Annotated in this window: 13 protein-coding genes and 1 riboswitch; of the genes, 8 read left to right on the top strand and 5 right to left on the bottom strand. The window is 44.1% G+C overall.

The features are described 5' to 3' along the window. The first annotated feature begins 130 nt into the window (after nt 1–130). The 6 genes from NSQ29_RS23540 to NSQ29_RS23515 all read left to right on the top strand — a co-directional run bounded on the left by NSQ29_RS23540 (nt 131) and on the right by NSQ29_RS23515 (nt 10,380). Complete coding sequence (locus tag NSQ29_RS23540; RefSeq protein WP_341126212.1) at nt 131–709, top strand: hypothetical protein; 579 nt, start codon at nt 131–133, stop codon at nt 707–709. 91 nt (nt 710–800) lie between these two features. Next, a riboswitch (cobalamin riboswitch) is annotated at nt 801–1,001 on the top strand. Nucleotides 1,002–1,166: 165 nt separating this feature from the next. After that, nucleotides 1,167–6,089: an S-layer homology domain-containing protein gene (locus NSQ29_RS23535; RefSeq protein ID WP_341126211.1), complete on the top strand. Its 4,923-nt coding sequence runs from the start codon at nt 1,167–1,169 to the stop codon at nt 6,087–6,089. Nucleotides 6,090–6,162: 73 nt separating this feature from the next. Beyond that, nucleotides 6,163–7,137, top strand: coding sequence for a DUF4430 domain-containing protein (locus NSQ29_RS23530; RefSeq protein ID WP_341126210.1), 975 nt, complete (start codon nt 6,163–6,165; stop codon nt 7,135–7,137). Further along, nucleotides 7,137–8,027 carry an energy-coupling factor transporter transmembrane component T gene (locus NSQ29_RS23525; protein ID WP_042124206.1) on the top strand — a complete coding sequence of 297 codons (891 nt, stop codon included), beginning with the start codon at nt 7,137–7,139 and terminating at the stop codon, nt 8,025–8,027. Before NSQ29_RS23530 ends, NSQ29_RS23525 begins: the two co-directional genes overlap by 1 nt. Further along, on the top strand, nt 8,000–9,670 hold the full coding sequence (locus NSQ29_RS23520; RefSeq protein ID WP_341126209.1) for an ABC transporter ATP-binding protein: 1,671 nt from the start codon (nt 8,000–8,002) through the stop codon (nt 9,668–9,670). Before NSQ29_RS23525 ends, NSQ29_RS23520 begins: the two co-directional genes overlap by 28 nt. Continuing rightward, nucleotides 9,652–10,380, top strand: coding sequence for an ECF transporter S component (locus tag NSQ29_RS23515; RefSeq protein WP_339244954.1), 729 nt, complete (start codon nt 9,652–9,654; stop codon nt 10,378–10,380). Before NSQ29_RS23520 ends, NSQ29_RS23515 begins: the two co-directional genes overlap by 19 nt. Nucleotides 10,381–10,773: 393 nt before the next feature. Here NSQ29_RS23515 and NSQ29_RS23510 read toward each other — a convergent pair whose 3' ends face one another. The 5 genes from NSQ29_RS23510 to NSQ29_RS23490 all read right to left on the bottom strand — a co-directional run bounded on the left by NSQ29_RS23510 (nt 10,774) and on the right by NSQ29_RS23490 (nt 17,461). Beyond that, on the bottom strand, nt 10,774–12,198 hold the full coding sequence (locus NSQ29_RS23510) for a HAMP domain-containing sensor histidine kinase (RefSeq protein WP_341126208.1): 1,425 nt from the start codon (nt 12,196–12,198) through the stop codon (nt 10,774–10,776). Then, a complete protein-coding gene (locus NSQ29_RS23505; protein ID WP_341126207.1) occupies nt 12,195–12,872 on the bottom strand; it encodes a response regulator transcription factor in 678 nt (225 codons plus the stop codon). Before NSQ29_RS23505 ends, NSQ29_RS23510 begins: the two co-directional genes overlap by 4 nt. Before the next feature lie 59 nt (nt 12,873–12,931). Beyond that, nucleotides 12,932–14,905: a serine hydrolase domain-containing protein gene (locus NSQ29_RS23500; protein ID WP_341126206.1), complete on the bottom strand. Its 1,974-nt coding sequence runs from the start codon at nt 14,903–14,905 to the stop codon at nt 12,932–12,934. A 286-nt stretch (nt 14,906–15,191) separates the two neighbouring features. After that, entirely contained in the window at nt 15,192–16,466 is a 1,275-nt protein-coding gene (locus NSQ29_RS23495; RefSeq protein WP_341126205.1) for an MFS transporter, read from the bottom strand. A gap of 77 nt (nt 16,467–16,543) precedes the next feature. After that, complete coding sequence (locus tag NSQ29_RS23490; RefSeq protein WP_339800535.1) at nt 16,544–17,461, bottom strand: ArsR/SmtB family transcription factor; 918 nt, start codon at nt 17,459–17,461, stop codon at nt 16,544–16,546. A gap of 216 nt (nt 17,462–17,677) precedes the next feature. Between NSQ29_RS23490 and NSQ29_RS23485 the strand changes: the two genes are divergently transcribed. Both NSQ29_RS23485 and gshAB read left to right on the top strand, forming a co-directional pair. Then, a complete protein-coding gene (locus NSQ29_RS23485; protein ID WP_341126204.1) occupies nt 17,678–19,021 on the top strand; it encodes an MATE family efflux transporter in 1,344 nt (447 codons plus the stop codon). A gap of 19 nt (nt 19,022–19,040) precedes the next feature. Then, nucleotides 19,041–21,371: a bifunctional glutamate--cysteine ligase GshA/glutathione synthetase GshB gene (gene gshAB / locus NSQ29_RS23480; RefSeq protein ID WP_341126203.1), complete on the top strand. Its 2,331-nt coding sequence runs from the start codon at nt 19,041–19,043 to the stop codon at nt 21,369–21,371. The last annotated feature ends 16 nt before the right edge of the window (nt 21,372–21,387 follow it).

The raw sequence follows: 21,387 nt of genomic DNA, 5'->3' as shown, positions 1-21,387 counted from the left end.
TGAATTTGTTGTAAACGCTTACCGAATACCCTAACATAAAATAATTTCAACGAGTACCTTACTAATTTGTGGTAAATTCATATATGAATTAGTGATTTGCAGTGTTTCCAAAGTTATGGAGGGCAATCCAGTGAGCAGATTTCATTACATAGGCTCGGCTACAGAGCTTCCGTTAGGAGAAAGAGGCAGTGTACCGTCAGCAAAGACATATAATGAAGTGAAAAATTCCCCGGAGTATAAGAAACAAAGAGAGGCTCTGCGCCTGCAAGGCATAATTCCTTTGGATGACATCGCAGATCTATCTCATTTAAGAGATGAGGACTGTCTTGTATACGACTCGGAAGAAGATGCAGCGGGTATTTTTATAGAGGAACTTGGGTATTGGAACGATGAGATTCGCAAGCATTTTCGGAGTCCATATGTGTACCGGATTTCACCGAATTGGGGCGGCTTCTCTGTATCCCCTAAGCTAAAAGATACTCTACCGGGATCATATAACGCCTCACTCAAGTGTTGTCGGGAGTTATTTAGGCTTATGACAGATTATGGGGTATCTGGTGCCGAGTTTGAGCTTTATACATGCTGGGCTGAGGAAGAAGGGCTCCCACGTAATAAAAAGTATGATCGAATCTTTGATTTGGCCTCTTTGTCACTGGAGGATGGTTTTGAGTTGAGAGAAAAAGAGTATATTGTGGTTAAAATGATTTGATATTCAATAGGATTATCGCTAACTACTCGTTATACAAAAAACAAATATTGCATGACAAAAGCATATATATTAGATATGATGAAGCATGGAAAAATTAATATTAGCAATAGGTGCCAATTATGAATGTTTCGGAAATACAATCATAGATTGGTTAAATGGAAAGCGGGTGTGAATCCCGCACGGTCCCGCCGCTGTGAAAGAGGAGTCCTTGCAAGGTACCACTGGGAAACTGGGAAGGTAGCAAGGGTGATGATACTTGAGCCAGAATATCTGCCTATTTCTGATACACCGTTAAACTCTACGAGCGATAGAGAGGTGTTTGATATAGTATATGCCTGCTATTGTTGCGGTTCACTATCTTAAACCTCTTGACGTTATGTTGAGTGGTTTTTTTGTAGTGCTATGAAAGTTTATTCTGTTTTTTAACATAGGAAGAGAAGGGAAGGGTTATGGAAACATGAAGAAAAATAAGTTTTTAGCTTGGTTACTTATTGTAGCAGTATTTATCACGACGTTCTCTACAAGTGTAATCCCGGCTCATGCGAATGAAGCAATTGCCGATAGTGCAGTTGTAACAACAGAGGTTGATCAAGCTCTAGTAGAGCAGATTAATGCGCTAGTACAAGAGCCAGATACAGAGAAGCCTACGATTTCAATAGAAGGTATACAAGATAAACAGGAAGTATCCAGTAAAGATGTAAGCTTCAAAGTAGTGGTTACAGACAATGTCTATAAAGACATTATTCCAGTAGTAAAGCTGAACCAAGTCGTTCTGTCAGCTACTAATGGTGAGTACAAAGCATCTCTAAACCCAGGTAGTAACGTAATCGCAGTAACAGCTATAGATGGCGCAGGAAACAAAGCAGATAATGTAACCTATCAGGTTACTTATAAAATCACTGCTAAAGAACAGTTAGATAAAAGCTTGGCCTACATCGTTAACACCGTAAAGAATCCTTCATTTGGAACAGGTAGCGGAGAATGGTCGATTCTTTCTCTAGCACGTGCGAACTACAAAGTACCTAACGGTTATTACAATCTCTATTACAACAATGTAGCTACGCGAATAGCAACGATAATTAAGGATGGAAAACTCGACGCTAGTAAAAGCACAGAGAATTCCAGAGCCATTCTAGGACTTACCTCTATCGGAAAAGATATCACGAATGTTGCAGGTCATGATCTAAGAAATGCACTCGCTGATTATCAATATATTCAGAAGCAAGGGAACAACGGTCCCATATTTGCTCTGATTGCACTAGATAGTCATAACTACGAGATTCCAGTATTATTCCCTGATCCTGATGAGAAGGGAGTTATATATCAAAGCACAAGAGAAAACCTGGTTCAGTACATCTTAGATAGAGAAGTTAAAAAAGGTGCAGCAGATGCCGGGGGCTGGGCTTTAGGTGTAACCAAAGCCGACGTCGATATGACCGGGATGGCGATGCAAGCACTTGCGCCTTATTACGCAAAGGATCCTAATGTAAAAGCTGCCGTGGATCGGGCGATTGCATGGTTATCGAGTGTACAAAATGCTCAAGGCGGATTTACAAGCTGGGGAAGCACAAGCAGTGAGAGCATTGCACAGGTTGTTGTTGCCTTAACTGGCGTAGGCGTAGATCCGCACAGTGACCCTAGGTTTATTAAAGAAGGAAATTCACTTATAGATGCTTTACTTAGCTTCTCTGGGCCGGATGGTGGCTTCAAGCATATTCTCACCGGTAAAGTAGACGCTATGGCTACGGATCAAGGTACATATGCGCTCGTATCCTATGATCGTCTGATCAATAATAGCAACCGTCTCTATGACATGAATGATGTTCCATTTGAACAACCTACTACCGTTGTAGCCAAACAACAATTAAATAAAAACCTTGCCTATATCCTAAACACTGTAAAAAATCCGTCTTTTGGAACAGGTAGTGGGGAATGGTCGATTCTTTCTCTAGCACGGGCCAACTTCGAGGTTCCAAGTGGCTATTACAATCTTTATTATAATAATGTAGCTGCTGAAGTAGCTAAGCTAATGAAGGATGGAAAACTCGACCCTTCTAAAAGCACAGAGCATTCAAGAGCGATTCTAGGACTTACCTCGATCGGAAAAGATATCACGAATGTTGCAGGGCATGATTTAAGAAATGCACTTGCAGATTTTCAATATGTTCAGAAGCAAGGGCTTAATGGTCCCATATTTGCGCTGATTGCCTTAGATAGTCATAACTATGATATTCCTGTAGTAGAAGGCGTTACAGATCAAACCACAAGAGAAAAACTGGTTCAGTATATTTTAGAAAAAGAAGCACCAACTGGTGGATGGGCGTTATTTGGTACTAAAGCCGATACCGATATCACTGGAATGACGATGCAAGCACTTGCGCCTTACTATGCAAAGGATCCTAATGTAAAAGCTGCTGTGGATCGCGCGATTGCATGGTTATCAAGCACACAGAATGATCAAGGTGGATTTACAAGCTGGGGAAGCACAAGCAGTGAGAGCATCGCGCAGGTCATTGTTGCTTTAACTGGCGTAGGCATAGATCCGCACAGTGACTTAAGGTTTGTTAAAAAGGGAAATTCACTGATTGATGCACTGCTTACCTTTGCTGATCCGGATGGTGGATTTAAGCATATTCTCACCGGAAGAGTAGATGGGATGGCTACGGACCAAGGTACGTATGCACTTGTGTCCTATGATCGTCTGATTAATCACAGTAACCGTCTCTTTGATATGAATGATGTGGTAATTGAACAACCACCTGTACAACCAGAGGGTCCGAAAGAATTTCCGTTACCTTCTGGTGATAAGCCGGAAGTTGTAATCAATGATGATGCTCATGATTATATCGTTCCGATCAGCACAGGAGATAGCAACAAGGAAATAACGGTAGTTATTCCTAAAAGTCAACAATCGAAGGTTAGTGTTAGTTTACCTAATAACAGCGATCTTCCTCAGATTGAGGCTACCAAAGGTGACGTATCTGTAGTCATTCCTAAGGGTGCAAAAGTTACAAGTGGAAATGCCGCAGCGATTGAACTAATGTCACCTTTAACAGGCACAGAAGCTGCACTAAAAGATAGTCTGAATCAGATTATTTCCCAGGATAAGAAGCTGGAGAGCATTATTCAAGCTTTTTCTATGGGTGGCAGCGCAAGAGTAGAATTCAGTCAATTTATCACATTAACCTTTAAGGACCTTAAAGGAAGAGATGTAGCTTATATTCAAAATGGTGCACCTCATGCGATTCAAAAATTTGCAAGTGACGCCTTAGGTTTGGCAAGCGGCAAGTCAGAGTATGCCTACGATAATGGAAATGATTTAATCGTAAAAACCAATCACTTCACTGATTACATTGCGTACACATCCAGTGTAGTTCAGACACCTGGTGGCGACGGTGGTAGTGGCAATGGTGGAGGAACCACTCCATCGAAACCATATGTAACCCTATCCGTGGATAAGCTTACGATTAAGAAGGGATATGTTCTTCCATCTGTACAGGTAGAGCTACAATCTGGTGACACAGTGTGGTCTGTACTAGAAAGAGTGCTAGATAGCCGCGATATCGACTATAGATATTCTTGGAACAGTACATTTGGAAGTGTATATGTTGAATCCATAGCTGGTGATGGAGAATTTGACCATGGTAGCGGTAGTGGATGGATGTATAATGTGAATGGAAAATATCCTAATTATGGTGCATCTTCATATAACCTAAGTGCCGGGGATAGAATTCAGTGGCGTTATACTACGAATTTGGGTGTGGATCTAAATGCACCGATGCCAACTTTGAGCCCAACTCCAACCCCATCTGCTACACCAAAACCAAGTGGTACGCCAGCTCCAGGTAATATTGCTAAACCGGGTGACCCGAATGCGAGTCCATCGCCAACAGCGACTCCTAACGATATCAAGCAAGTGTATAAAGACGCCGATAAGATCTCATCCTGGGCGTTCTCAGCGATTGAAACAGCTACAGTAAAAGGGTACATCCAAGGTAACAATGGTCAGGTAAATCCGAAAGATCACATTACAAGAGCAGAATTTACTAAGATCCTAGTATCAGCATTGGAACTTGATATCAAGAGTGACAAAGGAATTACCTACAAGGATGTCGCTCTGGGAGATTGGTTCTATCCATATGTGAATGCTGCTCATAAAGCAGGGTTAATTACAGGCTTTAATAATGAATTTAAGCCAAATGATAAGATTACTCGCGAACAAATGGCAGCCATTATTGTCAGAGCATTATCAATCCCGGCTACGAAGCCTGGGACAGCTATTAAAGATATCAATACTGTGTCTGCGTGGGCAAAAGCAGATGTGGAAACCATTGTTGCCACCGGACTTATGTTAGGTGACAATAATCAGTTTAAGCCTAAAGAGCTTGTAACTAGAGAAATGGCAGCTGTTGTAGCTACTAGAACCCATGATTATAAGAGTGGCGACAAAGCAGTTAGTCCATACATTCAGAACACAGCAGCCTTTTTGCAAAAAACAGTGACAAACCCGGTCATATCCTCGGTTGGCGGGGATTGGACAGTGTTCGGGCTGGCACGTTCTGGTGTGAAGGTTCCAGATAGTTATTACGCTAAGTACTATGCGAATGTAGAAGCCACCCTTAAAGAAAAAGCTGGGAAGCTGCATAGCGTAAAATATACGGAATATGATAGAGTTATTTTGGCATTAACTTCAATCGGCAAAAATATTGATAAAGTGGCGGGTTATAACCTTCTTGAACCACTCGCTGATTTTGATACTGTAATCAAGCAAGGCATTAATGGACCTGTGTTTGCCCTGATCGCTCTGGATAGTAATCATTACGACATTCCAGTGGTTAAGGATGTAAAGACGCAGACAACTAGAGAGATGCTCATTGATTACATTTTAGGTAGAGAGATCAACGGCGGGGGTTGGGCACTAGGCAGTAATGCTACTGCGGCCGATCCGGATATTACGGGAATGGTTATACAAGGCTTGACCCCTTATTACAAAACGAATGCTAAAGTAACGGCTGCTGTGGATCGTGGAATTGCTTGGTTATCCAAAACGCAAACAGCAGACGGAGGTTATGCAAGCTGGGAGTCTACGAACTCCGAGAGCATTGCTCAGGTGATCGTAGCTTTAGCTGGACTTGGTATAGATCCACATAAGGATTCCAGATTCATTAAAAATGGCCGTTCAGCGGTAGATGCGTTGCTTGGCTTTGCTGCACCTGAAGGTGGTTTTTATCACGTGAAGCAGGGTGGAGTAGGCAACGGAGGCGCGAAACCCGGAGAAGTAGATCTTATGGCTACGGATCAAGCGATGTATGCACTGGTTGCTTATGATCGGTTGGTTAAGGGTCAGACGAGTCTTTATGACATGACAGACGTTAAATAGAACTTTATTTAAAGAGATAAGCAAGGGTAGCGTGTATACCCTTGCTTATTATTTAAGGTGGGGAACTTAAGAAATGAACAAGAAAAAATGGCTAACAGCGATACTAATTATTGGTGTGTTGGCGATTGCCTTCTTTTGGGGCGGGAATTATCAGAAGAGCCCGAACAAGGTTGCGAGTAACAGTGTTGAGTCTCAAGTTGTAGAATCAGCCAATACGGCCTCCAATCAGAATGTTGATGTAGAGCCTACAACCTCAAGTGATGCCGAGACAACGGAGATAGCTCCTACAGCTACACCTGGTGAAACAGCTAAGCCTAAGCCCGTTGAAACGGTAAAACCAACTGAAGAGGTAACGCCAACCGAAACTGCGGTAACAGAGGTTGAAAAGCCGACTGCAACACCTAAATCGGATACACAGGCACAACCGACCGTAACACCAAAAGCGGCTAAAACGTCTGCGCCGGAAACGAAAGCAACGGCAAAACCAGTAATCAAACCGGATTCAAAAGTAGCGACAACAGAAACAAAGCAGGAACCGAAAAAGGATAAATTCCTTACCGATCCAGTACCGAGCGGGAAACCTAAGCCCGTGGAATGGCAAGATGCAACGGTAGATAAGAAGAAGCAATTAACGGCTACTTTGTCCGTGTCGGCAGCAACGATTTTAGATAATATGGATATTTTCAATAAGGATAAGGTTGAAGTATTGCCGGCAGATGGTATCATTTATAAAGCGCAGAAGGTAACCTTTTATGAAGGTGAGTCTGTGTTTGATGTTTTGTTAAGAGAGATGAAGAAGAATAAAATCCATATGGAATTCAGCATGACGCCGATCTATAACAGTAATTATATTGAAGGCATAAACAATCTGTATGAATTTGATGCTGGAGAGCTTAGTGGATGGATGTACAAAGTAAATGGCTGGTTCCCTAACTACGGCAGCAGTCGTTATGTTCTTAAGGATGGCGATGTCGTTGAATGGGTATACACTTGTGATTTAGGTCGAGATGTAGGTGGTTATGTAGCCACAGGAGGAGCTCAGAAATAATGAAGGATAGCTTTTCTACCTTTCATCCGTTTGTGAATTTTCTATATTTTGTCGTTGTATTGCTGTTTAGCATGGTGTTCATGCATCCCATATTTCAGGTGATTGCCCTTATCAGTGCAGTGGTCTACTCCTTTATGTTAAAAGGAAAGAAAGCCGTTCGATTTAATCTGCTGTACATGGTTCCTTTTCTACTATTTATGGCGATTATGAACCCTGTTTTTAATCATCAAGGGGTAACGATCTTGTTCTATTTGAACAATGGAAATCCCATCACGAAGGAATCCATTCTTTATGGTGTAGCAGCGGCGTGCATGTTTGTGACGGTAATCATATGGTTCTCCTGTTATAACGTCGTGATGACCTCGGATAAGTTTATTTATATATTCGGAAAAATACTGCCGGCACTGTCGTTGATTTTTTCGATGGTGCTTCGTTTTGTTCCTAGATACTTAGCGCAAATCAAGGTGATTTCGAATGCTCAAAAATGTATAGGCCGGGATGTCACGCAGGGAAATCTTCTCGCGCGAGCGCGAAATGGGATTACGATCCTATCGATAATGACCACCTGGGCTCTGGAAAATGCGATTGAAACGGCAGATTCCATGAAGTCAAGAGGATATGGATTGCCTGGACGTACAAGCTTTTCGATCTTCCGTCTAGATGCCCGGGACAAAGTAGCCCTCTTGATTATGACAGGCTTAATTGCGATGGTAGCCATCGGCGCAGCAATGGGTGAGAACACGATGAGATATTATCCGTCGATTAAAGCGAGCGCAATTACACCTTTTAGTATCCTTGTATATATCGCTTATTTTGCGCTATGTATGATCCCTGTGCTCATCAATATGGTGGAGGCAATGAAATGGAAATCTATCGAATCGAAGAACTAAGCTTTGCTTTTCCTGAACAAGAGCAGATGGCTCTTTCGAATATCAATCTTACGATTGCAAGCGGAGACTTTATTACTGTTTGTGGAAAGTCAGGCTGCGGCAAAAGTACCTTACTAAGACAACTGAAAACAATCCTAACCCCACATGGCAAACGCCAAGGGGCGATTTATTATAAGGGTCAACCTGTAGAAGAGATCGATCAACGGACACAAGCAGCGGAAATCGGTTATGTACTCCAAAGTCCGGACAATCAAATTGTGACAGACAAGGTGTGGCATGAACTGGCCTTTGGCCTTGAAAGCTTAGGTTATGACAATTCTACGATTCGTTTGCGCGTGGCTGAGATGGCGAGCTTTTTCGGAATTCAGACCTGGTTCCATAAAAGTGTGACTGAGCTATCGGGTGGCCAGAAGCAGCTACTCAATTTAGCAGCGATTATGGCTATGCATCCTTCGGTTCTAATCCTTGATGAGCCTACCTCTCAGCTAGATCCCATCGCCGCTTCCGATTTTTTGGAGACGGTCAAAAAGATTAATCGCGAGCTTGGAACAACCGTTATCATGACCGAGCATCGTCTAGAGGATGTTCTTCCGCTTACAGATCGGCTGATTGTGCTGAATGAGGGCATCGTGATTGCTGATGATACCCCGCAAAGGGTGGGAGAAGCTCTAAGCAAGCTGAACCATCCGATGTTTCTTTCCATGCCCTCACCGATGCAAATTTACGCAGGCGTAGAGAATGCCTTAGCATGGCCTGTTACAGTAAAGGAAGGACGCCAATGGTTGGATGCTTTTCTAGAGGATAAGACACCTGCAACGATCGCGGAATCTCAGCCAAGCACGAAAGAGGACGGCCCAGTAGTCATAAAGTTCAAGGATGTATGGTTTAAATATGATAAGCACGGACCGGATATTATTAAAGATTTGTCCTTTGAAGTGAAGCAGGGACAGTTCTATTGCATTGTTGGTGGAAACGGAACGGGCAAGACATCGACGCTGTCGCTAATGAGCGGTATTCTTCAGCCCTATAGAGGCAAGGTTCAAATTGGCGGGAACAACCCTGCGAAGATGAATGCCAAAGAACTGTTTACTAACAATATGGGCATCCTCCCGCAAAATCCGCAAACCTTATTTGTGAAGAAAACAGTCGAGTTAGATTTATACGAAATGTTATCCCAGCTCCCTTTAACGAAGGAAGAAAAGACGGCTAAAGTTGAGGCCGTGGTTAAGTTCGCAGAACTGGAACATCTTCTCTCCATGCATCCGTATGATCTTAGCGGGGGAGAACAGCAGCGGGCGGCGCTGGCTAAGGTGCTTTTGTTAGAACCAAAGATTCTGCTGCTGGATGAACCGACTAAGGGACTGGATGGACCTTTTAAAGAGAAATTAGCTTTATTCTTACAGAAGCTTAATGCTGAAGGTGTTACCATCGTAATGGTTTCGCATGATGTTGAATTCTGTGCCAAATATGCTGAGGTCTGCGCCATGTTCTTTGATGGAAGTATCATCACTACGAATGAAGCCCAGAAGTTTTTTGCTGGAAACAGCTTCTATACGACTGCCGCCAACCGTATGGCGCGTCATGTATGGAGCGAGGGAGTAACGATAGAGGGTGTGATTGATTTATGTCAACGAAGCAGGTAACGGGTCGTCGTTTGAGTCGTCGAACTTTATTAGCAGGACTGCTAATCTTTATAGTTATTCCAGCTACAATTTTGTTAGGTATCTTTGTCCTAGACGATCGCAAATATTACTTTATCAGCCTATTGATCGTCCTCTACACGATGATTCCGTTTGCGCTGGTGTTCGAGAATCGGAAGCCGCAGGCGAGGGAACTCATCGTCATAGCGGTGCTAGCAGCTATTGCCGTTGCTGGACGCGCAGCCTTTTTCATGTTGCCGCAGTTTAAGCCGGTTGTTGCCATTGTCATCATCGCAGGGGTGAGTTTGGGAGCTGAGGCAGGATTTCTGGTCGGTGCTGTTGCGGGCTTCGTCTCCAATTTCTTCTTTGGGCAGGGACCTTGGACGCCTTGGCAAATGTTTTGTTTTGGCATCATTGGCTTCCTGGCGGGCATTTTCTTCAAGAAAGGTCTGCTTAAAAAGACTAAGCTATCGCTGTGTATATTCGGGGGGCTAGCGACGTTCTTGGTATATGGTGGCATTATCAATATAGGCTCGCTGATGATGTTCACTTCTGAGTTCTCATTATCGGCTTTGATGACGACTTATGTTTCCGCCTTTTGGTTTGATATGGTGCATGCGGTCTCGACGGTGGTGTTCCTCTTTTTCATTGCTAACCCTATGATTGAAAAGTTGGATCGGATAAAAACGAAGTATGGGTTGATTGAGCCTTAGGTTTTGGAATTGGGTGTTTGGCGTTTTAAGTGCTGCGCATTGCGCTGGCGGACGCTCCGAGAACGGACTGTTGTTACAATCGCTGTTGTGTCCAGATTTTTTTGAATTTTTCCCCCTAGGGTAAAATCCGGACACAAAGGCGAACGCTCCGCTTTTCCACAATCAGTCCGTTCTCTCCGCTGCTATCAGCGCGAAACCCAAACTCTACATCGAAGAAAGACTCAAAGAACCCCCCTTCGGTTTTTAGCCGAAGGGGGGCGGTAGTACCTAGTGGCTGGAGGTTTGGCCACTATAAGATATTACAATCGGTATGGAATTCTAGTAGCGATGCTCCTAGATCTAACCTTAAAAAACAGGCGATGCTCCGGTCTACCGGTATCGCCTGTTTTTTGATTATTCCCTTACGATATCCATAGGCGCTGAGGTATCTTCAAAGGGCTTAAGGCTCTTTCGGCTGGGAGCAGACGGGGAGACGGGCAACCTAACGATAATCGTCGTTCCCTCTCCGATAGCACTGTCTACCTCTATCCTTCCCTGATGCAGAGAGACAATTTTTTTAACGATCGCAAGTCCGAGACCGTTGCCATTGTTGTTTCCGTTCCGCGACTTGTCTATTTTATAAAATCTTTGGAATACGGCGTTGAACTCTTCCGGGGACATCCCGATTCCATTATCGATGATGGTGACAGATACTTCTGCTGCACTACTAACTATACTGATGCGAATATTCCCGCCTTCCGGTGTGAATTTGATGCTATTGCTGAGCAAATTCATCCATACTTGCTTCAGCTGATCTTCATCACCCTTAATTTTGACCACTTCCGGCAATTCAAGATCGATAACAATGCCTTTGGCTGACCATTGGGGCTCACAAGTCACAACGATGGTTCTAATCTGCTCGTCAAGATTGAAGGGACTTGCGTTGAAGGGATGATGTTCAGAATCCAGGGAAGCGAGCTTCAGTAAATTATCACTTAGCCTCGACAGACGTTCACTCTCCGCAATGATGATATCAAGATATTCGCTGCGTTCCTCTTCCACGATCAAATCATAGTTCTGCAACGCCTTGGCAAAGCCGGAAATAGATGTGAGCGGTGTCTGGATTTCATGAGAAACGTTGGATACGAAATCCTGCCTCATCTGTTCCAACTGCTTCAGCTCCCCTGCCATCTCCACATAGCTTTGTGTCAATTCCCCGATTTCATCTATTCGGTTCACTTTAAGCTCCACCTCGAAATCACCCTTGGCCAGTCTTTTTGTTGCATTCGTCAGTGCTTTGATCGGCTCCACCAAATATCTGGCGGCAATAAGAATGCATACACTACCCAGCAAAAGCACGAGCAAAAGCACAAAGAGCACCATCCGATTAACGATATTTTCGTTCTCAGCAGAATACTGCAAGAACATCGCGCGCCACTCCCCGTCCAACATAAAAGGCATCCCGATAAAAATATCCTTATCTTCCGCGGAGGAACGGTAGAGCTTTCCTTGCAGTACTTGTTTGACAGCTTCGGGGGGGACAGTGACAGCCGGACTACCCTTGAGCCCATAAAAGGTATGTTCTCCGGCATGATTGTACAGGTGGACAGGGTGTGCAGATACCTTAACCATACTATTCAGGAACTCGTCCGTATCTTTAGGTTTGGCGTCATCATAGCGGTGAATGATCTCTTTTCCCACTACGATCATTTCATTCTGTCCCTCATAACTTATTTGTTTCTGAAAGACATACAAGCCAATGAAAAAGGAACAGATTAGACTAAAGATGATGATGCCCAGAAACGTGAGAATGACGCGTACATACAATGTCTTGATCATGGCATAGGGATCAGCCGATATCCCAGGCCGCGGGCCGTTTCGATTTGAAATTGCTCGCCCTTGCCGCTGAATTTCTCCCTCAACCGACTTATATGCACATCTACAGTCCGGCCGTCTCCTTCATAATTCAATCCCCAGATTTGAAGGATCAACTGTTCTCTTGTGAAGATTTGCCCAGGATGGCTGGCCAGCAGAAACAGCAGCTCAAATTCCTTCAAAGGAATTGTGACCGGTTCTTCACCACGCGTGACCTGAAAAGTGCGCCGGTTGAGCGCCACATTACCCAACTGTACGGACTGGGAAGAAACGACCAGCGAGCGTTTAAGCAAAGCTTTTACTCGCATTACCAGTTCAAGCGGATCAAATGGTTTCGTTAGATAGTCATCCGTACCAAGTTGAAAGCCTTTCACTTTGTGTGCAGATTCTGCTTTAGCTGTCACCATGAGGAGGGGGATGTTGGCATCCCAGCGCCTGATTTCTCTGCATAGATCCCAACCATCCAATCCTGGCATCATAATATCTAGAATGACGAGATCGACACGCGAGTTCTGTATAATGGACAGAGCTTTGGTACCATTCCTGGCTTCTTTGAGTTCAAAACCTTCTTTTCGCAAAAATAAAGACATTAGCTTTCGGATGTTATCATCATCATCAGCGATAAGTATAGTAGCCACGATTTTCCTCCTCTATTAAGCTTTCATTATATCTGATTTGTACTTGGCAAGTAATGGTGTTATCCGAACTGCCAACCTAACAGGTTCCAATAGTAGAAGAACAGAGTCATCGCCACAGCCGAAAGCGCCACTAACGTATAATGCACACGCTTGAAAGCTGTCCAGTATTTATTCTTCCAAACCAGTATAGCCGAGATTAGCAAAGCTAAAGTCAGACCAACCAAAATGATTGGCATAACTAAACTGAGAGAAAGCGAAAGACTGATCCCGCTGAACTTCTGCATCATGTCCATGGACATAACCACCATAAATATCGTGACGAAAGATAGCAGCGCCCAACCAGCAGTTCCCGCAGATAGGCGGATGGCCCACTTTTCAGGTGGCGTCATCGCCTTAATCTTGCGTCTGGAGAAGATTAGTCCGAGCAATGCAGTGATGAAAATCAACCCCGAGAACCCTAGTACGATAAACCAAAATTTATTCTGATCCAAGAGAGGCGTACGCTCCAGCGGCATATCCGGTGCCATCCCTAAGATCATATGTGTAACCTTACCGGACTCATTCGTGCGGAAGGCAATTTGTTCGGTACCTCCCTCGAGTTGGAACATATTCGGACTGACTTCATTATACAATTGTTGTTCACTACCACTTCCCAAGGATAGCTTATTATCCTCAACCGAGACATTCAGCTGAGCGAAAAAGTTGAAAAACTTATCAATATCACTGATGTTTCGGCGTGTAAATTGATAGGCTCCTGCATATTTTTGAATAGATTCATCAGAAGCGATGAATTCAGGCTGACTCGCATCAGGAGCAGGGTAGTAGCGGTTGAAAAAGGCTTGGATGAGGTCTTCTGCGGAATCACCGCCCTCACCGCCGTTGTAGGATACAAAGATGCCTACATGCTTGGCAGGCACAAGATACAATCCCGTATTAAACATGGGGTCAGAACCACCATGAGTGATCAGCGTGAGCCCATTGATTTGTTTCTCTGCGAACCCAAGATCCACCCCCGGCAGACGTTTATCAAATTGAAACGCCGTTGAATGCATTAGTTCTGCCGTCTCGGGTCTCAGAATCTGCTGGTCACCATATTTGCCGTTCTGCAGATGGGCGATCATGAAATGCGCCATATCGACTGCTGATACTGTACCCGAGCCGGCAGGACGAAAGCCGCCCTCGAAGGTAGGTGTGCCTGGAATAAAACTGCCGTTCTCGCTGTTGTACCCCACAACTTTGTTGGGCATGAATGACTCCGGTAAAGGTTCTACTACAGTCGAATATTTCATGTCGAGCGGATCAAAAATATATTTCTTTATATAATCATTGTAAGGAACACCGCTAACTTCCTCTACAATTAGACCTGCGAGTGTAGCACCGTAGTTCGAATAAGAACTTATCTGTCCGGGTGGTCTTACTCGTGCCAACATATGCTTATTGAGTGTTTCCGAGATTGACCCCGGCAATTTGGCAGGGTCTGTAGTGATTTGATAACCAACTCCACCTTCTTCGAACCCTGCTGTATGTGTCATCAAATGGCGCATAGTGATAGGTTCAGGATAAGTAGCAGGGATCTTCACTGATTTCAGGTAGGTGTTAATATCCGTGTCTAGATCAATTTTGCCTTGCTCGACCAGTTGCATTACCGCTGTCCAGGTGAAGAGCTTTGTCGTTGAAGCGATTCGAAACATGCTGGTTGTCGGGTCAACGGGTGCTGCCTTTTCCAGATTGGAGCTGCCATAACCTTTGGCCAAAATAATCTTGTTGTCCTTTACGATCGAGATGACCGCTCCCGGAATTTGCAGCCGATTCATATCTTGTTCCATAATGCCATTAACGAAGGCAGTCAGACTCGCGGTATCATCGAGATTGGCGGGTTCTTCAGTCTGAGTTATGGGTAGCACGGTTTGATCCGTTTTGGTCTCGGCCGATGCCTGGTACCCGGGCAACACCAGGCTTGCGCCTAATCCGGCACTAATCACAGCCAATAGGGTTAGACCAACGATCAGTCTTTTTTTTATATAAGTTAACATTATTATCCTCCACATCATCATTTATTGGGTTTGGATGATCATCCACCTAACGCTTATAGACATTATCAGAGTAGTGTGAATGGAACGTTAACAAGACTATAAAAAAACAGACTGCCATCCGCCGCCATCAACGACAGTGGGTAGTCTATTGTGAAAAAATTAAAAATCCGGTTTCCTTTTTTGCCTGATAAATTAAAATAAACAGCGGTAGTTTAGGACGGGATTTCCTTGTCCTAAACTACCGCTGTTTCTATTAGAATCAGTGAACTCTTCTACATATCCCTACTTATCGTTCAGTTACAACACCTTGTGACGGAACTTCCACAACGGGTCGCCTATGGGTAGCCTCAAGGGTGGAAAGGTCACCATCCAGCGCTTTTAGTCCGGGGAGCAGCAAGGCTGCGCTAGCACAGAGCATTGGAAGCAGTCCGGCGATTACAAAAAGTGCGGGCACCCCATAATGCTGGGCAATCGCGCCACCGGCAAAAGCACCAAAAGGCTGCAAGCCGCCACCGATCAGAAAGCGAATAGAATTGACTCTTCCTTGCAGATGGCTCGGAACTAGACGTCCATGGAGTGAAGAGCTTAAGGAACCGAAGAAGGGACCTAACGTCCCAGTAGCAAATACAGCGGTGAGAGCAAAAGAAAAACTAGGGAATAACCCCCATAAGGTAGTCACTAAACCTATGATCCCCAGACTGCTAAGCATGACAAGCCGTCTTTTTTTAATTTCCCCTATCATGGAAATCACACTTAGCCCGACTAAGGTTCCCAGTGCGAAAACTGTACTTAGCGTGCCCATCGTGGCCGCATCGCGGTGGAGCACTTCACGTACAAAAGGGACCATCATCGTCCAGACGGCAATTGAGCTTAAATTACTGATGGAGGCCATGATCATAATCGTAAGCATTGCAGGAAATTGTTTATAGAAGGTAAAACCCTCGGCTATCTCGCGAACGTAAACGGTGATGGAGAAACTACCTGGGGCTGGAGAAGGTTTCGGTAGCTTTTGTAAGCACAGCAAGGTAGTGATGGCGGCTGCGTAACATATCATGTTGGTGCCAAGGGCGGGCAGCGCTCCACTAGCAGCGGTCAACGCACCTGCTAAGGCAGGCCCCAGCAGGACTGCTGCGCTTTTGCTGCCATCAATGATAGCAAAAGCTCGCACCAGCTTCCGGCTGTCGGCAACGCCAGGAATAACAGCCATCGCTGTTGGCATGAACAATGCGGCGCAAGATCCGCTGAGACCCGCGGCGACAAACAGATGCCACAGCTGCAATTGGCCAGCCAGGCCCATGCCGAGTGGCAGTGCTATAGCCAACAAGCGAATGGCTGCCAAGCAGGCCATAAAACGGATCCGGTGCAGCCGATCGGACAACGGTGAACCGAGCAAGCGCAACAGCAGCTCAGGTATGCCGGAGCTGAGCGCGAGTGCTCCCATCGCTAGCTTAGAACCGGTTAGCTCATAGACGAGCCATTCCATAGCCAGTAAGCCAAAAGCATCTCCAAAAGCGCTTAAAGTGATGGTGGAGAGTAGACCATAATAGCTGCGTTTTATCATTGCTTGGTAGCTCCTTTCTTAAAATAAGAAAGTATAAGTTTTGCGCCTATACTATCTTATATTTCTCGCAAATACGCTTAACTCTCCAGATACGCCCCAATCTGCTGAGGCAGCCCGTTTAACGCTTCTAATCGCAGGCTGTACGATGCGTTTCTAACATTGGTATGGACAATGACCAGCCCAGCTGCACGCAGTGCGATAAGATGGTAGTGGATTGTGCTTTTAGAAAGTCCTACCTCACGCACGATTTCTGTGAAATTGAGCTGCTTGCCTGTGAGCAAACGAAGGATATACAGCCGGGTCTCATCTGACAACGCACGGGTAAGGCGGAGTAATGCAGGCGCAGGCCGTCCAGCTTCCGGAGGGAGAACATCACAAGAGTAGCTGGTGAATACGAATTCATCATACATAGCGGTCGTAACCAATGGACGAGCATGATATTGCGGAATGATAATGACCTGCTTCAGATGTTCGGTTGGATAAAGGCGCATTCCAGCAGTAGCTGCTTCAAAGACTTCCATATCATTGTTCCCGCTTAGCATCGCGCGTCTTGATTCGGCTTCTTGCTCAAGCCCTTTGATGATATTAGGATCGATTCCACTGAAGTAACCTGAGTTCCATTCGCGGAGGATGTCAGCGGCAGTGTCCCTAAGCTCCGCAAGATTGGAAGGGACCGATTGGCCGAAACGTCCGGATATTTCATACAGTTCGCCCGAAGATAAACCATCGAACCACTCCAAAAACCCCTCTACCGAACGCTCTCCCGGACAGCACCAAATATAGGGAGCCAAACTGAAATCATCAAGTTTCTTAACGACTTCCTGCATTTTACGTAGCAGCATTGGCGCGAATCTGGCTTGAACATCGCGTACCCAGAGCTTACCGGAATCCATGGCAGTATGGTTCTGCTTACTTAGAAAAGCAGTCATACTACTAACACATTCATACATGGGTGCAAAATCGACCTCTACTTTATAATCCAAGAGCTGCTCCATTCTTTCAGTGAAATACTGAACTTATTATCAGTTCTATAAATATAGAACTGATCGTTGGTTTTATTCTAAACGAACTAATCGTTCTTTTCAATAGCCATTTCGCCGAAAAATCCGAACTCAAAATATTGTTCACATATAATCAATTGATTATATAAGTGCGTGGTTATATAATGGATTTGAAATTAGATGAAGAAGGTGTAATTAGACTTGAAGGACTTGAAGGACACAAACGATTTGACTCAGGGTCCTATTATGCCTACCTTAATGAAATTAACGCTTCCGATTATTGCGACGAATTTCATCTCTACTACTTATGGTCTAGTCGATATGATTTGGGTTGGAAGATTAGGAAGTGGTCCGGTTGCCGCGATTGGTACAGCGAGTTTTTTCATTAATCTAGCGATTGCTTTATCGACTATGGTTACGATCGGCACAGGGATTAAGGTGGCGCATTGTATGGGATCTGGTCAGTTAGAGAAGGCTAAATCTTATATAAAGAACGGATTTATGATGTCTATTTTATTAGGACTTCTCTATATGAGTTTAGTGCTACTAACCAAGAATCAGTTGATTGGTTTTTTTGATCTTGGAAGTGATGAAGTAGAGCGGATGGCTAGACAATTTCTAGTGATTTCGATATTTGGATCGGTATTTTCCATCGTGAATACGTTATTCGCAACTCTCTTAAACGCTATGGGAAATAGTAAACAACCGTTTCAGATCTTCTCCATTGGTCTTATGGTTAATATTGTCCTTGATCCATTTTTGATTTTTGGCTGGGGCAGTTTTGAAGGATGGGGAGTAGCGGGGGCAGCTATTGCAACATTAACGGCGAACATTTTGGTTACGGCTCTTTTTATCGTGAAGACAAGAAAGTCAGAACTCATTTCAAACACATCCGCGTGGGACAGTCGTCAAATGAAAGAAGTCATCCGCATGGGGCTACCGATAACGATCCAACGGGTCACCTTTACGATCATATCGATCATCATTGCCAAGATCATTGTACGATTTGGAGCGGATGCTATTGCGGTTCAAAAAGTAGGAATCCAAATTGAATCCATTTCCTATATGACCATTGGCGGACTACAGGGAGCTATTGCTGCCTTTTTTGGTCAAAATTATGGAGCACGTCGCTTCGATCGTATTGGGCAGGGGTATCGTCAGGCCTTAATTTTAACCTCCATTTTTGGCGTGATCGTGTCGCTTATATTTATTGCGTTCCCGCAGCAGCTATTTTCATTGTTTTTATCAGACCAGACAAGTTTGGAATTGGGCGCAGATTATATGCGGATCATCGGTTACTCACAATTATTCATGTGTATGGAATTGATGACAGTAGGTGCTTTTAACGGCATGGGTCAAACCCACATCCCGCCGATCTTTAGTATTTCATTTACTGCACTCCGAATTCCACTAGCCTTACTCTTATCCGAACCTTTTGGCTTGAATGGGGTGTGGATGTCGATTGCGCTAAGCAGTGTGTTTAAGGGTGTTATTCTTGTATTCTGGTTTAGAAGATCTTTGTTCAGAATGAATAAACAGCAGGCAAATTACTAAGCAAAGGATGGGCGTAGGAATGGCTTTATTAAATCGTAAACTCATACAGCTTTTAAAGGATAACCATTTGAATAAGGAGATTTTTCACGGAGAATTTGGACTGGAAAAAGAAAATGTCAGAGTGGATCCAGAGGGAAGACTTGCGCTGACACCACATCCAAAAGCCTTTGGAAACAAGCTGGAGAACCCCTATATTCAAACGGATTTCTCAGAGAGTCAGGTTGAAATGGTGACACCCTCTTTTGATTCTATTGAAGAGACTTATAACTTTCTGGAGGCGCTGCAGGATATTGTGTCGCTAGAGCTTAATGAAGAATATCTGTGGCCGAGTAGTAATCCTCCCATGCTGCCGAATGATAAGGACATTCCCATTGCCAAAATGGGTAATCCGGTAGAGGACGAGTATAGACATCAGCTAGCCGATAAGTATGGTCGTAAAAGACAATTGCTGAGTGGGATCCATTATAATTTCTCTTTTGATGAACAATTTCTAAAAAAGCTTCATGATATCGCTGATCCACAAAAGAGCTTTAAAGATTTCAAAGATGCTACCTATTTAAAAATAGCCCGCAACCTATTGCGATACCGCTGGCTTCTAATCTATTTAACAGGTGCTAGTCCTGTTTTTGATAAGACTTATATGGAGCAATGTGTGGCACGTGGTGAATCAGATGATGAAAAAAGCTTCTATTATCTGAATATGAATTCCCTGCGAAATAGCGAATGCGGGTATCGGAATGAAAAGCCTCTCTATGTATCTTTTGACTCGCTTACCGAATATGTACATGATTTACAAGCATTGATTGAATCGGAAGAATTATTAAGTGTAAAAGAGTTCTATAGCCCGGTTAGAGTGAAGACGGCAAGAGGTAAACATCCGTTAGAGGAGCTGCTGCAGGATGGGATTGCCTATTTGGAGCTTCGTTTTATTGATCTCAATCCACTCTATAAAATAGGAATTGGCAAAGAATCAATGACTTTCATTCATCTGTTTATCCTGTATATGCTATTAAAAGAGGATGAACCGTTCGGAGTAGAGGATCAGAAGATGGCGAATCTTAATCATGATCAATTGATCATGGAGGGGATCAAAGGCTGTTTGCATGATTACGGAGATTCTTGCGGGACAATGGAACAGAAGGCTTTAATTTGTATGCAAGAAATGCAGGATATGATTCAGCTATTGAACCCAGAGGATAAACAGCTCTCGAACGTTCTGAACGGAGCTAAGGATAAGATTCTAAATCCAGATCAGAGCTTTGCGGGGATTGTGAAGTCGGAAGTTCAACAATCCTCTTTTATTAAATATCATCTGAATAAAGCCAAACAATATGCTAAGGAAAGTCTTGCGAATGGATACCGATTTGTAGGATATGAGGATTTGGAGCTATCTACACAGCTTCTGCTGAAGGCAGCGGTTAAACGTGGGATTAAGTTCCAATTGCTCGATCGGGAAGAGAACTTCGTTGTACTTACGAAAGGCGATCATAAAGAATACGTTAAGCAGGCTACGAAGACATCCCTGGATTCTTACAGCACGATACTAATTATGGAGAATAAAATTGTTACGAAGGAAGTTCTCAAACAACAAGGCATTCGTGTTCCCTCAGGTGAGGCATTTGGAGATCTGGAAGCGGCAATGAATGCATATGGCACTTATCGTAATAAGCGAATAGTGATCAAACCCAAATCAACCAACTTTGGACTCGGCATTACTATTTTTACAGATGATTTCTCCAAAGAAGATTATCAAAAAGCCTTCGAAATCGCCTTCGAGCATGATCGAACAGTGCTGCTTGAAGAATTTATGACGGGGAAAGAATATCGTTTTCTAGTCATGGGTGATGAAGTAGTCGGAGTATTGCACCGGGTTCCGGCGAATGTGGTCGGTGATGGTGTACATACGATTGAAGAGCTGGTCCACGAAAAGAATAAGGATCCGCTAAGAGGTCGTGGCTACAAAACTCCGCTTGAGAAGATTCGGATTGGCGAAGCAGAAGAGATGTTTTTGAAGAATCACACTATGACTTGGAGCGATATCCCTCCATTGAATGAGATCATCTACCTGCGGGAGAATTCAAATATTAGTACCGGTGGAGATAGCTTAGACTTTACTGATGAGATTCCGGGCTGCTATAAAGATCTAGCCATTCAATCAGCTAAAGCTGCAGGGGCCACTATTTGTGGAGTAGACATGATGATTGATGATATTAGGGAAGAGGCGAAGGATACCAATTACAGCATTATTGAGATCAATTTTAATCCAGCGATTCATATCCACTGTTATCCTTTTAAAGGCAAGAACCGTCAAGCGGATGAACGAATTCTGGATCTATTGTTTGGGGAATAAACAGAAGCTCAACCAG

The organism is Paenibacillus sp. FSL F4-0236 (genome assembly GCF_038000135.1).
In the GTDB taxonomy this organism is placed as follows: domain Bacteria; phylum Bacillota; class Bacilli; order Paenibacillales; family Paenibacillaceae; genus Paenibacillus_AQ.
This window is presented reverse-complemented; position numbering and strand designations above follow the sequence as displayed.

Bases quoted from the DNA above. Each gene is read 5' to 3' on its own strand.
- NSQ29_RS23525 (WP_042124206.1), top strand. From the start codon at position 7,137: ATGAAGGATAGCTTTTCTACCTTTCATCCGTTTGTGAATTTTCTATAT.
- gshAB (WP_341126203.1), top strand. From the start codon at position 19,041: ATGGCTTTATTAAATCGTAAACTCATACAGCTTTTAAAGGATAACCAT.
- NSQ29_RS23530 (WP_341126210.1), top strand. From the start codon at position 6,163: ATGAACAAGAAAAAATGGCTAACAGCGATACTAATTATTGGTGTGTTG.
- NSQ29_RS23490 (WP_339800535.1), bottom strand. From the start codon at position 17,461: ATGGAGCAGCTCTTGGATTATAAAGTAGAGGTCGATTTTGCACCCATG.
- NSQ29_RS23515 (WP_339244954.1), top strand. From the start codon at position 9,652: ATGTCAACGAAGCAGGTAACGGGTCGTCGTTTGAGTCGTCGAACTTTA.
- NSQ29_RS23535 (WP_341126211.1), top strand. From the start codon at position 1,167: ATGAAGAAAAATAAGTTTTTAGCTTGGTTACTTATTGTAGCAGTATTT.
- NSQ29_RS23495 (WP_341126205.1), bottom strand. From the start codon at position 16,466: ATGATAAAACGCAGCTATTATGGTCTACTCTCCACCATCACTTTAAGC.
- NSQ29_RS23500 (WP_341126206.1), bottom strand. From the start codon at position 14,905: ATGTTAACTTATATAAAAAAAAGACTGATCGTTGGTCTAACCCTATTG.
- NSQ29_RS23520 (WP_341126209.1), top strand. From the start codon at position 8,000: ATGGAAATCTATCGAATCGAAGAACTAAGCTTTGCTTTTCCTGAACAA.
- NSQ29_RS23510 (WP_341126208.1), bottom strand. From the start codon at position 12,198: ATGATCAAGACATTGTATGTACGCGTCATTCTCACGTTTCTGGGCATC.